Here is a 14,812-nt window from a genome sequence, read left to right as displayed (position 1 = left end):
GTTACTCCTGCTTGTCCCTAGCCGCCTGTTTATCTGCCAGGCTGATATGGTGGTCGTTAATACGCGCACCTTCTTTCTCACCATACTGCAAACCTAAGTGATACCAAGGTGCGGATTCGACATCGGTGCCACGGTCTTTATTCCAGTTGATATTGGGCTTGGCGCGCAAAATACCGGCGCCTTTTTTACCTATGTCTGGCGCTTGCATAAAGGGGCGGATATTCAGGCGCACACCGTCGTTTAAGTCAGGGTGCCAGCCTATGGGCTGTTCGTGCAGCGGTTTCCAGCGCACAAAGATATCCAAGCCGCTTTTTCCGCTAATGGCCTCACCTTCGAGAATGGCTTCGAGGGTATCTTTTAAGTTTTTGGCGGCCATCAAACGGCTGTCGGCGCCATCAATGCCCTCTTTTACGCCGTGCTCTTGGGTGCGGATCCACTCACCAAGGTAGGTGTAAATCAGCCGCTCCAGGCCTTTGTAGTCGAGCTTATGGTAGTTCACCAGCACCGAGAAGCCGTCGTTAAGGCCATCCCAAATCTGCCAAATAAACGGGCGATGCTGGAAGAGTTTGCAGTGCTGCTCAAAAAACTTATCCCTAAGCCAGGTCTCTAGGTTCTTGCTGCCGACACTGGCAAGGAGATTCGTGAGCACCGAAGCCGACCAATCCTCCTCGAAGGCTGCCTGCAGCATGGCCTCTAAGCGATTGGCTGCCGCCTTTTCACCGCGAATAGCAGGCAAACACACAATGCCATCGTCATCTTGCAGCGCTAACAAGTCATCACACTTATCGACCCAGGTGCGCATTTCATCGGCCAGATCCATGGTGTCATCAAGCTCGGCAGGCCAGCGGTAACCCAGCAAGCGAGCAACGGCGACCTGCAGCACAGTCTCGTCGGTGCGCTTTTCCGCAACCACAGTCCACTTTTTGTCTTCATCCCAGACCACAGAGCCGCAAGGATGACCATGGAAGATCCATTGAATCGGGTCATTGCTGTAGGGCTTAGGGAGGCCTTTGGGATATTGTTCTTCGGCGACTTTAGACCAATATTTGATGTCAAATGGTACTTTTACGAGAGTGGCATTAGTAACATTAAGCTTCTGGTCTATCTTTCTTAATTCAGTATTAAATACCTCAGAAGAACAATAAGCCCAGATTGCAGGTAAATCAGATTTATTTGACGGAATAATAACACCTGTATTGTTATCAAATGAAAGGCCAAAATACCTAGCAACTGGCAAATGACGCATTAAGCTGACACAAATGCCATCTCTCCCGACAAATCTCGACCAAGCTCTCCAAATACCACTTTTGTAATTTTCTAAAATCTCCTTCTCACTCATCATGTGGGCAAGGTCACCTTCACCACCCTCCCACTTTAAACATTGAGATAATCCACCAAACAAAGTTGAATTAACTACCGTTGTTTGGCACACAATGTAATTTTTCTCTATTTTAAAGCGTTCCCAAAATGGGCTTAAAAATCTTGGAGAGTCGAAAGTTTGAATTCCTGTACCCGTTTGGGCATTAGCTCCTAGTAACTCCAACTCCAAGCTTATATCTAGAGATAATCTTGCATCAGGATTCTCCAACTGCTTGGCTTGCTCCACGCTTTTCAGCGGCTCAATCAGCAGTTGTGCAGCTTTGTCGGCGGCGGTTTTGGGGGCGGAGACATCCAGGCCATGGAGCAAGGCACCTTGGGCGGCCGCGCCCTTGCTGAGGGTGATTAGAATGGCTTGCACAACCTCACCAGAGATGGTTTCAAAGGCTCTTGGCCCCAGGCGCGCTACCAGGTTCCAGCTGTCTTGGGTAAGCAGTTTTTCACGGAACTTTTTATAGCTGGTGAGAAACAGCCAGTTTTGTGGCAGCACTATGGTTGAGCTGCCACCTTTGGGGCTGAACTCGAGGCAACGCTCAAGAAACACGGTCGCTAAATCGGGCTTAGCTTCAGGGTAATAGTTTTCACAGAAATCTTTTAGGGTGTCGCACTGCTTACCGCGAGCAAGATACGGTACGTTGGTGGCTACCAGGGTGTATTGATTGGCAAGCAGCTTAGCCGCCATCGCCAGGCCCTGGGCGGTGACTTGGGCGGATTGGGCTTCGTCACCTAGGTTTTGCATACCGGCCTGCGCATCCAGCAAGCGTTGCCAGGGCGCTGGCTCACCCTCTTTTTTCCCGTGGTAGTAAGCACTATTAACATCGATGAGGCTGCCGAGCACGGGCGCGTCGTTAAAGGTGCGGGCAAACCAGCCTAAGGCGTCGCTGATCTCAGGGCGCTGTTTGGCCAGAGCTTGCCATTCGCTGCTAAGGGCACTGACATCGAGACCCGAGCAGGCCAAGTTAAGTGCTGGCAGCGTGCGATAACCTCCGGCGTTAGGGTAGCGCCAGGCTTCGAGCGCCAGGGCAAAGGCGGCGATTTCGACGCAGCGGCTATCGAGCTCCAAGCCGTGGAGGTTTTGCCGTAGCACAAGGTCGATGGCGGTTTTGGCATCACAGCCTTCAAGCTCAATGCGCATCGGCACCAACATCAAAAACAGCGCGACCAAAAAGTGGCCGGAGCCACAGCAGGGGTCGAGGGTTTTAAGCGCAGCGATATCCTCAGGCCAGGTGTCAAACCAGCCGCCTGCGGCTTGCCACAGCTCGCCTTGGCTATCCTTGGTTTTCACAAAGCGCAGGTACTCCAGCGGTACGCCATTAATAGCGGCGGCGCGGCGCAAAGTCGCCTCGTCGCTGGCGCTACGCAGGTCGGCATCGGTTAAGCGTTTTTTCGCCCACCAGACGCCCAGACTGTTATCCAGCAAAAAGCTCACCATATAGGGCTCGGTAAAGAGCTGAGTGACCGGACTTAGCTCATCGGCGCCAATGGGGACACCGGCGGCATTCACCTCTTCTTTACGCTTGCTTTGCCAAAACTGATAACACCAGCCGAGGCTATCCTGAGCCGTGAACACCGCCGTTGGCAGGGTGAGAATGAGGTCTTCCAGCTCGCGCACCCTATCAATGGCGAGCGGTAAGGCAAACACCGGCGAGTCGGTGCGAAATATCTGCGGCAACATCCGCTCGGCCAATACTCCAGCGAGCTGCCAGCCATCTTTTACGCCTTCATCGGCAGCCAGCTCCTGACACTCGGCCAGGGTAACGGCGGTGTATTGGTCATACATGAGCAGCTGGTTTTGTTCTAAAAATCGGGCAAATAACATGCGATGCCAATGCTCATACGCCATTTCGGCGCTTAAGTGCGCTATGTCTTGCTTACTATTGCTGTGCAACCTATCCCCGAGCTGGCGGGCATGGGCGCGCAGGCGGTTACGCAGCGCTCGCTCATCTTCTTTTAGGTAGATTGGCGCCTCGCCTAAACCAACGCCTAAGCGGGTTAAGGCCTCGAGTGCGGCAATCTCAGTCAGCTCTCGGGCACGGACAACGGATTTTTCAAGCAGGCTTCTTAGGGTTTTATCCAGGGCTTGACGCATAAGAGGTTCTCTATCTCATCTAACTGTCATTTGAGTGAGCCTTGCCCAACTTGGGCAAGGCTGATATTAACGCGGCTTTTTTTAAGGCTCTTGTTAAGGGTGCTTTACAAGCGCTACTTTAACGACGCTGGGCGATTATCGTTAAGCGCCGCCATGACATCGGCCCGCACCTGCTTAAGCCAGGCATCGAGCTCAGCTTCGGTGTTAATCACCACCTTGGACAGCTGCACCTGCTTGGCCTTTGGCACTAACCTGTCTACCGCCTCTTGCCGTACTCGACTAAAGCGGCCAGCCAAGGCGGAGGTTTTATCGCTCCATTGGGTGAGCGAGGTGTTTTCGATGCTGTCGATCACTCTGTCGTTGCCGGAAAGCGGCTGCATCTCGAGGTTATCCAAATGGTGCTTGGTTAACAGCTCGCTTTGCTGAGAGCTTGAAAGCTGCGCCCAAATGGCGTCTTGCTCAAGCTCTTGCAGGCAGGTTTGATATTCATCCTGGAAGTCTTGATACTTCTTCATGATGGCTAGGCGAATCGCTTCAATGGCCTGTTTTAGCAGTGGTTCTATGGGGTTAGGCTCAGCCAAGAGACTGCGATTTTGCTCGATGGCACGTTTTTCACTATCAAGGGCATCGTATCCCGCTAACCCTTGACAGTGCTTGAGTGCAGCCTTGAACTCGTCCCATAGGTAAAGACGAGCACTGACTTTATCTGCCTGCGCTTTCCATTGTTCCAACTCTTGCAGAATAATGGGCTGTGATTGGTAGGCGGCAAGCAATTGCGCATTGCCTGACAAGACTTCAATCTCATTCAAGTGCGGGGTTGCTGGCGGCAGTGGCAGTGGCGCATCGCCACCGGCCTTACGGGCAATTTGCTTAGCCTGGGCTATCGCCTGGCTTAGCTTGGACTGTTCTTCACCGTTAGTACAACTCACCCCAATGGCATTGATCAAACTGCGCACCTTGAGGATTTGCACCGTACTTAGGCTGACTGTTTCGGGGCGGAATTTAGTTTGGCCGACTTTGGCGCGCTCAAGGCTTTTGGCATCGAGCGGTTTTTCTTGGCCATCGGTCGCCTTTAATACCCCAGAAGCCAACATGGCGTACAGGGCGCCGTCGATAGTGTCTTTAGGCCAACCATAAGGGGCATTTTGGAAGTTATCGCGGATTTCGGCACCGGTTTTCATCACACCGATAAAGCGCTTAATGGCCATGCACACGGGGTGTTTGTCGGCTTCGTCATTAAAGCCAATGGCAGCAAGAGCATTGGCATCGGCCGACTTACTGGCACGGTCGTACACTGTACCCCAACCTTTGACATCAACCAGTTTGAATTCGTTGTAAAGGCGCTCGCAGGCCTTTTTACCGCCATTTTCAAACTGTTCGGTAAGGGTCTCCCCCATGACCTCTGAGCCGCCGGCTAATTGCACCATAATGCCGTCAAAAATCTCTTTCAAAATAAGCTTTTTGGTGCGTTCGGCCTCATATTTACGATGCTCCATGGCGGCTTTAGCATCTTTACCAGCATCCGTGGCTGGCAGGCCACTCACATCTAAGGTGGTCTCCGCGGCTTTAAAATCCACAATGGCACTTAATAGATCAGAGCGGCGAATGCTGGGCACATGGACAAATAAGGTGGCATTGTCGGCGCTGGCACGTCTCACTGCATCGGTAAATTGGCGCTCGCTGCATTCCAGCACATGGGCATACAGTCGCTTATTGGCATCGGCTGGGAGATCCGCATCGAAACACAAATTGATAGTACGGCCTTCAGCCACTGTCCCCTGGTTAACTTTGGCTGCTGCCAATTGTCTGCGAATATAATGCTGAATTTCCTGACTGCGGAAAGTCTCAAGCGACTGTGGGTTACCACGCAGGTCGTTTTGCTGCTGCTTGAAGGTGTCATGCCATTTCTGACTCTCGACGGTTTGCAGGCGATATTCAACGCCAGCAGCGCTGTTCATCGGCAGTAATGCGCCCTCTTCCACCAGCTGGCTGAGTAAGCCTGGCAGCCGGGCACGAAGTTCGTGCTTACCTTCACTTAAATGTTCAAGCAGCAAGTCTGCCAAAAAAGCTTCCGTTGAGGCGATACCATGGTTGATATCGGCTGGCAACTTGCTCATAAGCAAGATCAATGACAGCAGACGCCCTTGCAACTGCTCATCGTCATTACCGGCTTTTAAGCGGCCTATTTTTTCGTAGATGTCTTTGCCAATCACGCCAGTTTGCAGCAGATTAATGGCAATTTGATCGTAGATAAAATCGGCTGGCACCACACTGCCCAAGGGTTTAAGTGCTGTTAACTTAGTTGCCTCGTGTACGACTCGAAGCTGGTTACGTAGCTGTGAGCCAGTACCGGTTTTGTCTAGCGCTGGTAATACCCGCTCCCAAAAGCGGCGACGTACTGGCAGCAGAGGATAGTCGGCGACCATCCACTGCTCATCATCTTTATTGGATTCAATAACAGAACCGCGCAGATGGCGGTTGATTTCACCCAAGTTTTCTTGAATCACACTCTCAATACTGACTCTGGCGGTTTCCTTTTTCTGCAGGATCACTTTGCGAATAACGGCATCAACATCGGTGTCTTCCAGTTGGACCGATACCTGGAAGCGACCCATCAGACGCTGCAGGTTTTGCAAGCCAGATAAGGCACTTTGCCCGGTAGCAACAAACAACAAGCGCGACTTGAAGACACCCGCTTTACAGCAGGTTTCGATGGCCTCTTGCACCAAATAAGCTTTATCTGGGTCGTCGGCAATGTATTGCTGCACCTCATCGAGCACGATTAGGGTTAATGGCATTTCACCATGTGGGGCTAAGGCATCGACTATCGCCTGCACCATTTCAGTGTTTGAAACATCCTCGACAATCTTGTACTGGGCACGCAGCATATCGCGCACTTCTTTATCATCGCTGCCAAAAGATGGCATGGCATGCAGTAACGCCTTCGCCATCACAGGCGAGACGTGAAGGTTACGCAGCTCTTTTTGCCACAAATCTTCGCCTTCTTTACCTTTGGCGTGCTGCTCGATATAGGCCTTTACCTGCGCCAGAATACCTTCGGCCTTAAGCCAAAGTTCAAATCTTGCCAGGTGGTATTGCTCTGATAATCTGACCGATTTGAAAATAACCGCCAATAACGCCAAACGCACCTTATCATCAGCACCCGCACCTAAGGTGCCGGAGGCGGCATGTAAACCACCCAATTTGGCGCCTAATGTTGAGAGTTCGTCAAAGTGATGACTTATAGTGTCCGGCAAATCAACCAGTGAGCGCGCATCGGTGCCATCATTTATTTTTTGATTGGTCCATAGCGTTCTGAGCATTTTAGCCAGGTGTGACTTACCAGAACCGAAGAAGCCTGAGATCCATACCCCTGGCTGTTCACCGCTGCTTTTTACGTTACGTAGAAATGTACTGAGAATATCGTCTAGCCCTTTGGCATAAGCACCACTACACACAAAAGTGCGAAGCTCATACTCGAGTGTTTCGAGCGCGCCTTGAGACAGGTCGTCTTTTACTTCGGCCACGCCGTTGTTGGCAAGTTTGCTTTCCAGTGGGTCTAACTGATATATATCGCGGTTTAGCATTGTTTCGGTCCCTCGTTAAAAGGCTGTGATAGCGGTGGCTTGATAGCCCCATCCATCCTTGGCATCAAGTAATTTGTAGTTATTGTCGTGATATTCTCCGGGGAAAAACACCACCAAGCGGCCATTCACCTGCGCAGCCAGCGATTTGACCAGTGCAGATACTGACAGGAAGCCAAATAGCGCACCGCATCCCATTAACGCTACGACAGTGTCGGCCGTTTGCTGGTTGTTAATTTCAGCGCTCAGTAATTTCACCAGTTCATCAGCAAAGTAGTCGTAGCTACCTTCGAGGTATTCAGGGTCTTCAAAATAGCCTTCTTTGTAATCCTGCTCGGCCATCCAGTTGGCAAAGGCGTTGGTTAAATCGAGCAATAACCATGGATGTTGGGCCTCGATACTGGCCTGTTCAAATTCAGTCAATCGAGCTCTAAGCTTGAGTTCATCGGCCTTGTCATACACCACGAAAATGGCTTTTTCCTCGGCAGAGATAGTGTTACTCCAGGGCACACTGATATGGTTGCTAAAGCTGTTAAGTAATTTGGTAAGTCTGTCGGACATGGATTCAATCCTTGAATTCAGGAAGTTTTAATGGTGCAAATGACACTTCTATCACTTCGCTTGCCTGTTTAAAGTGGATCAATCCTCTAAGCGTCGCACGATGAGCTAATTCGTATAAATCTGCGTGACTCTTTAAGAGCAACTTACACCAGAAACTGTTGAAAAGCCTTATACCACTAAGCTCGTGGTAATGGGCCAAAACCAAGGCAAATACCAGGTTTACATAGGTGACTTTAGGCTCGCTACGGTATTTTTTAGCCTTGCCAGTCAGATAACCCGCCTGAGTCCAGGTACCGTTTAAATTTTGCGAGAAGGACTTTAACGAAGCGGGACTAAATCTGTCCGGGTCATCTTTGGCAAGGTGCGCTTCCATGGTTTCTCTATGGAGCATCTCTCCAGGTTCTAGAGATAAAATGACCTCGGCGGAACCTCTTAATAGCGGATCTCTGGCAACGGCTAACTGCAATGCCAATAGCGGCTGAGACTCCTCTGATAAATCCCACAACTGGCGAAATATTTTAAAAAGCGGAACTTGTGGCGACAAACCATAAAGATCGACCATATGTCGAAAAGTAAGCTTACGGGCGTTCTCACTCGATTTATGCAGAAGATTGGCATCGATAATATTCGCGCGGTATTCATCCAACGATGCCTGCTCGGGCAGTGACATCAACAGTTGTGTCAGCTCTTGGATCATCATGCTTCGGGCAGCATGCGCCCCATTTTTACCAAACTTGAAGCCAATTTGAGTCAAATGCGGTAGTTGCTCCATTAATTACTACTCTTTTTCAGCGAACACAGAAACGATGACATATGGTATCTCAGTTTGTTGTAACAGGTTGCTCTTATTCACAAATATTCGTACAAATTACTCGCAATCATCATCAAATAGGCATTCACTGTAATCCATTGGTACATGACCTTGCCCTCTGGCTTGGATCACCAAAGAAATGCCATCAGCAATTGAGCAACCTTCACCATTAGGGTGATTACCAATAATTGCATGAGGGGCATAGTGTCTAAATGCGGATTGGAAACGCCGCAGTAGCGCGTTTTCATCTGAGAAATCAGGCTCTCGCGCCTTTAACAAGGCATCAAAGACTTCGAGATCCATCAAGGTGCCATCTAACCAGTTAACTTCACATCGGTAACCAAACTTCCAAACTATGGGAGAATTTTTCATTGATTCCCCCATGATGTCAGTATTATTGCCCACCAAACACGAACCGATGACCACACCTAAGATATTATTTTGTTTCGCTTTAGTTTGGATAATCTTTAACGCGTTAGCCATATTCATGTTATGTAGGCGCTTACCTGCTCCGTGACATGCTATATACACGTAACAGCGGTCGTATTGTACCCTTGTGAGGTTATCAAGCGCCATTTCAAAACTTTTAGCTTCGTAGAAGTGAGAGTGAAACAGATCAAAATTCCCTCTCAATCGCTCCAGCCCTTGAAAAAAGGGTAAAACACTGACTGTATTTTGGTCTGACTCAGACAACTCCCATGGAGCTTCTAAAATCAAAATTGCATTCTTTTTTTTCATTTCCCTTTGATTTCCTAACGTCTATTCGCCCTAAATGGGCCACAATCCACTGTATGGCTGACCGTAAAAACATTTAACAATAAAATCAGTGCATTGAATACTTACAATGAGTATTTTTTCACGAAAGCTTTAAGCACTTTGATATTCATCACAATCAAGTTGACTTTCGCAGTATTTTTCGAGCTAAAGTAGCATGGCAAGACAAGGCTTTTACAACCAATAATGTAACTAGTTACTTACTGATTAATTGGCAATTAGTTCTATTACGGTTTGACCTTTTCCTGCTCATTTACAGTTACTCATTTTATGCTGATTCAATAGCTGAATCTGTTGTTTCTACGAGCTTTTTAAAAAAAGTCAGGCATTTTTTCATATCAGGCCGGCTTACTAAATGAGTCGCTTGTTTGTCATTAATAGACCGATGAACTGCTTCACCTCGCTTTTTTATCCATTGGTTTAGTTTGGATTTAACTTGCTCAATATCACCATCAATCCAGGTCCATTTCTCTGTCACATCTATGTATAAAAAACGCTCAAATATTCCCTTAGTATTTTTGGAGTTAGGCGTATTGAAATACCAAAGCTCTTTTTCCAGTGTCGATGTAATAAATTTTCCAACATTCGAGCCAGCCAGGGTTCTCAAATCTGCTGTCAACTTTTCCTCAATGACATCTTCGACATAGGTTTCCCAAGCGGTTAAGGTCATGATCAATGCAGCCCGCTTAAGCTCCTCAGGTTCTCTTTCCCTACCTTCAATTTTGTTTAAATGGTCATAGGCTTCTAAAATCCATTCAGCATCTTGAATTGCCTTTTCAAAATTATCTTTAGCTTTTGTCACACATGCTCCCTTATCACTGATATACGTTATTTTGCAGGTCTAACCAACTTGAAAACTGATGCAACGGGTCACAGATCTTGTCCATCGGCGACAAACTCGACCCAATAACAATCCCATGAATACTCAATCCGCTATTATCCTTACGATGACTAATTTTACGGGTTAGTCCAGAAGACACCGCAAATTCACCATCGCTAACGAGCAATATATCTGCTTGATGCCATTTATTTTTATCACTTTGATCAAGAGCCAAATTAAGTGGTCCCTCTGCATCTGTACCGCCGCCGAATGACATGGACAGAAAAAGTATCATCCGCTCTAAACCCTCAGCATCGGGTGTCAGCTCCATTTCTGTCACTTCTCCCCTGCTACCAAATAGGTAAACATAACAAGCACGTTTTTCGGTTTTAGCCACACTGATACATTGCAACACCAGCGCCTTGGCAACATTCTCTGGTGTTCCTTGCATGGAACCAGAAGTATCTAGACAAACAATCATGGGACCACGGTTACGATTTATTTTGAAGCCAGCTTTTTCTTCCTTAACCTCTTGCTCAAATGTAACTTCTTCAGTGATGACGTCCGTGCCTTCAACAGCATAACTGAGCAATGCATGCTCAGCTCGTCGGGCATGCCAAAGTTTTTTAAGGACTGGATGCCCCAAAAAAGCCGCTTCTTGAGGCAACATTCGACTAATTGAGTCAGAACGAGTGATCCCCTTGGTTTCCATTGGCACAAGCGGCATAGAAATCTCTTTATCGCGTTTTTTCGTTACGCTCATCTTAGAGATAATTTCTTCAATCACGGGCTCACCGTCGCAATCTTTCATGCGCCCCAGGGTTTCAATCACTTCACGCAATTGTGGGATTTGCTCGACGAGCTTCTGTAATCGCACCATGTTCATCCAACCATGGCTTTGCAGCATTCCTTTCGATAGGCCCCAACCAAGACCAGTGACCACACCTAAATCATCAAAAATCTCTGAAAGTATTTGCCAGACTTCCAACCTTTCGGCCCAAACTGATGGCAATGCAAATGGATGTTGTCCATTAGCATTAATTAACTGCAACCAGGCCTCTAATTCAGCCTGGAGCTGACATTCAAGTTTTTTTGCATCTGAAAGAACAAGTGAATTTTTAAGTTTGGCTGAATTGCTTTTGATATGGGTAACAGCGAATTCTTCTTTCAGCACTTCTAACGCTTGCTTATATTTGATTTGAGCTAATTGCCGAGCAAGGATTAATGCTCTTGTCTGAGCACCTTCAAGAGCAGATAGTAAATCCAGTATCAAGGCATCGGTGACTTGCGGATTATTTTGACAATAAGTTGCAACACCTGAACGGCTAATTACACTAACAATGTTTTGCTGAACGGCCTCAGGTAACCAAGGGCAAGGTTGTGACAATGACTCTCCCGCCAACAACTGATTTCGCAATAATGCGATAGTCATACAGCGAGTAGATAAATCGCCTCCTGGAAGGGTAACTACAGCTGGCACCAACGAATCAGGTAATAAATCAATATCAACTAACTGCCGCTCCAAACCAGCTAAAATATTAAGTGCAGGAGCCTGCTGTGTTGGTTTTTGTTCATTCACAGAGTTCACCCTCTAACACTGCATCAACTGAAATGCTAGTGTCCGACAAATCAACTTCTTGTTCCCGTGGCAAGGCTTCAAAACCCTGTTTCACTTTTACCAGACGATTGGATAATTTATGGCTGTATTCAAGGGCGTTATCTAAACTCGCAATCACTTTAGAAAGCAGTTCAGGATTTAACCAAAGATGGCTTTCAAATACTGTCTTAGCATCTTCTCGCTGTTTGCTTAAAGCGTTGATGTGGTTTTTTATCACCGCAAGAATTTCTTCTACGCCAGCAACACGCCCCTTAATATGGTCTTCAGAATAACTAATTGATTCCATAACGGGTTTAAATGCTTGATTAATCATAATTGCATTTAATGAAGAGCTATAACGCCCGCGACTTGAAGTTGTCTCTTTATTGTCATAGTCATCCCAATAGAGAACTTCACCTTTAGCATTTGTTTTTTGGACTTCTCCAGAGGATTGTAATGTCTGCTTACCTTTATCATTAATAAACAGTGGCCGACCTTTGTTGTCTACTTTCTGCTTTTGTTGTGACTTATCAGCCTTTAATCGTCCTTCCCAAGTTGCCACTAAACTTGATGCACGTTCATCGGTAAAATCACCATTGATGGCTACAGCTTGATTATAGAGTTCTTGCAGCCCAGAAAACTCCTCCGGCTTATTCCACAGACAATGAGGTAAAACCCATGCATCATAGTTACTCACTTGCGTCAATCCAGAGGTGAATGCTGATACCTTCATCAGTTTTATCAACTTGAGCCAACGTCTATCCGAAACGTAAATATTCTCTCGGTTTAAATAGGCCCGAAACTCTTTACACAATGCCAGCACAGAAGAACTCAGGGTAACCTTGTCAGCTAACTGCTGCACCTCAGTAAGATCTTCTAGCTTGAGTCGGATATTCAGCTCAGGCTCAAATTTTTCAGCTGAAAGCTGCAATAATTCGCTAAATGAACTATCAGACAATGGACCGACAAAACTACGTAACATAAAGCGATCATATAAAGCAGAAAGCTCCTCACCTTCAGGTAACTCGTTACTCGCAGCAATAACCGAAATTAAGGGCACCTTGTATCGACGATTACCATTATCAAATTCTCGCTCGTTTAATATGGTTAAAAGACTATTCAAAATGGCACTGTTTGCTTTAAAGATTTCATCAATAAAAGCTACTGATGCATCAGGTAGATAACCACTAGTTAAACGAACATACCTATCATCCTCTAATGCACGAATAGAAAGAGGCCCAAAGACTTCTTCTGGGACAGAAAAACGTGTCAACAAACGCTCAAAATAACTCGCTTCAACAAAGATATTTTTTAGCCGTTTGGCCAGTTCACTCTTTGCGGTGCCCGGAGGACCTACAAGCAAAACATGCTCACCAGCAAGCGCAGCTAGTAAAATCAGCTTAATTTGTTCTTTTCGCTCTAACAGACCAACATTCATCTCAGCCATTAGCTGTGAGAGTTTATCTTTACGTGAGAGTGGTTGTATTGCCGTTAATTGTGTCACAGTGGAGCTCCTTATGTTGAATTGCAATCCCTGGCTTAATTCAGGGTCAAACCCATGTAGCGACTTTTATGCCAATTTAGTCATTGTCGTTTTCTAGGCCGAGTTTTTTAAGGCGATTATTTAAAGTTTGGTGATTGTTGTAGCCGAGTAACAACGCCGTTTTACGTTTATTCCCTGACGTAAATGCCAATCCTCGTTCTAAATAGTGCCGCTCTACTAGATCAATAATACTTTTTATATCAACACCTTTTGATATATCTCTTTCGAGAATGCTCTCACTATTTTGGAGCGTCGAAAGTATCGCCCTGAGTATATCAACGTCTTCCAATACGGCAGTTTCAGACCATAAGGCTGCCCTAAGAATCGTTGCTTTCAGCTCTCTGATATTTCCAGGCCAACGATGATTACTGATAATTTTTTTTGCAGCAGTGGAAATTTTTTTACCACCTAGTGAAGGGTATTCTTGTGTGAGCATGGCGGTAAACTGATCTGCTAGATGGTCTAAATCGCTTTGTCGAGACCTTAGAGGTGGTAAGGACAACACACCAATGGCAACCCTATAGAATAAATCCTCCCTGAACCTACCCTTGGAAACGTCAGCCATCAAGTCTCGATTAGTTGCTGTGATCAAACGAAAATTGCTGCTACGTTCTTTACTATCTCCCAAGCGAGTGAATTTACCATCTTGTAATACTCTAAGTAGCCTGACTTGGGCTGAACTATCAAGCTCGCCAAACTCATCCAAAAAAAGAGTACCTGAATGTGCCAATTCAAAAACTCCTACCTTATCTGAAACCGCACCAGTAAAAGCCCCCTTTTTATGACCAAAAAGTATTGAATCAATAAGTTCTGAGGGAAATGCGCCACAATTGACCGCAACAAATGGTTTATCCCTTCTCGCACTTGCATTATGAATTGCCCGAGCAAACATCTCTTTGCCGGTACCACTCTCACCACAAATCAGCACAGATACTTCATGCGATGCTAAAACTTGTGCCTTGGCTTTAAGTAGTAACATTTCAGGATCAAGGGTAATAATGTCATCAAAGGCAGGATCAGCATCAGAGTCCAATAGACCAAGTTGCCCAAATTCAGTAGGGGCTAGATTAGTCATCGAAGGAATATATTCAGCAGTGAGCTTAAAAGGAATTTCTACAATATTAACGCCTTGTTCTTTTGATGCTTGATAAAAGTTGCAGGCGAATCGAGTTTTACCGAGTAATATCCATACAGCCTGCATAGCAGGTGTACCTGGACTCAATAAAATAGACAGTGCAATGGTTTCACAACTAATAACGTCCAGTAGCCGTTCTGCAGCGAGGTAAATTTCTCCAAAATTAATTGGCGAGGATAAATCGGCCTTACGTGCGTTGACTGGACAACTCAGATTGCCAGTGAGTAGTTCAAGGTATGGAGTAACTAGATCCGACGGATAATTGTAAATAAGCTCAAGCCTATCAAAGGTAACATCAGATACTGTCGCCCATATAGGGCCAGTCATTTTACTCGCCTTTGATTCTAAATCGTTGCCACCAATCCAACTAACCAACACTTTTTCGTTAATTATGTTCATCCCTAAACCAATATTTAAATTTATCAATAGTAAAAGCAAACATGTCATGTTGGCTGTTGTTCGTCAGACTTGTAGCGTTTGATAATTTACAGAAAAACAACCATTTTTCAATGCATTTGAAT

9 protein-coding genes are annotated in these 14,812 nt (G+C 46.4%); all 9 read right to left on the bottom strand.

The window, feature by feature from the left end; translation table 11 throughout:
* Position 1: 1 nt before the first annotated feature.
* Positions 2 to 3,466 carry an Eco57I restriction-modification methylase domain-containing protein gene (locus SHEWMR4_RS09035; RefSeq protein ID WP_011622484.1) on the bottom strand — a complete coding sequence of 1,155 codons (3,465 nt, stop codon included), beginning with the start codon at positions 3,464 to 3,466 and terminating at the stop codon, positions 2 to 4.
* Positions 3,467 to 3,579: 113 nt separating this feature from the next.
* Positions 3,580 to 7,053, bottom strand: coding sequence for a BREX system P-loop protein BrxC (gene brxC / locus SHEWMR4_RS09030; protein WP_011622483.1), 3,474 nt, complete (start codon positions 7,051 to 7,053; stop codon positions 3,580 to 3,582).
* A 15-nt stretch (positions 7,054 to 7,068) separates the two neighbouring features.
* Complete coding sequence (locus SHEWMR4_RS09025) at positions 7,069 to 7,611, bottom strand: BREX protein BrxB domain-containing protein (RefSeq protein ID WP_011622482.1); 543 nt, start codon at positions 7,609 to 7,611, stop codon at positions 7,069 to 7,071.
* Positions 7,612 to 7,615: 4 nt separating this feature from the next.
* Entirely contained in the window at positions 7,616 to 8,365 is a 750-nt protein-coding gene (locus SHEWMR4_RS09020; RefSeq protein ID WP_227499234.1) for a hypothetical protein, read from the bottom strand.
* A 114-nt stretch (positions 8,366 to 8,479) separates the two neighbouring features.
* The gene (locus SHEWMR4_RS09015) at positions 8,480 to 9,160 is read right to left on the bottom strand and encodes a hypothetical protein (RefSeq protein ID WP_011622480.1); all 681 of its coding nucleotides are present in this window, start codon (positions 9,158 to 9,160) and stop codon (positions 8,480 to 8,482) included.
* 304 nt (positions 9,161 to 9,464) lie between these two features.
* Positions 9,465 to 9,998 carry a HEPN domain-containing protein gene (locus tag SHEWMR4_RS09010; protein ID WP_011622479.1) on the bottom strand — a complete coding sequence of 178 codons (534 nt, stop codon included), beginning with the start codon at positions 9,996 to 9,998 and terminating at the stop codon, positions 9,465 to 9,467.
* 13 nt (positions 9,999 to 10,011) lie between these two features.
* Positions 10,012 to 11,595, bottom strand: a complete 1,584-nt coding sequence (locus tag SHEWMR4_RS09005) for a VWA domain-containing protein (protein WP_011622478.1) — start codon at positions 11,593 to 11,595, stop codon at positions 10,012 to 10,014.
* Complete coding sequence (locus tag SHEWMR4_RS09000; protein WP_011622477.1) at positions 11,588 to 13,117, bottom strand: AAA family ATPase; 1,530 nt, start codon at positions 13,115 to 13,117, stop codon at positions 11,588 to 11,590. The genes SHEWMR4_RS09005 and SHEWMR4_RS09000 overlap by 8 nt, the downstream gene beginning before the upstream one ends.
* Positions 13,118 to 13,193: 76 nt before the next feature.
* Positions 13,194 to 14,690, bottom strand: coding sequence for a sigma-54 interaction domain-containing protein (locus SHEWMR4_RS08995; RefSeq protein ID WP_041408757.1), 1,497 nt, complete (start codon positions 14,688 to 14,690; stop codon positions 13,194 to 13,196).
* Between the last annotated feature and the right edge of the window lie 122 nt (positions 14,691 to 14,812).

The sequence above is a fragment of the Shewanella sp. MR-4 genome (assembly GCF_000014685.1).
GTDB lineage: Bacteria > Pseudomonadota > Gammaproteobacteria > Enterobacterales > Shewanellaceae > Shewanella.
This window is presented reverse-complemented; position numbering and strand designations above follow the sequence as displayed.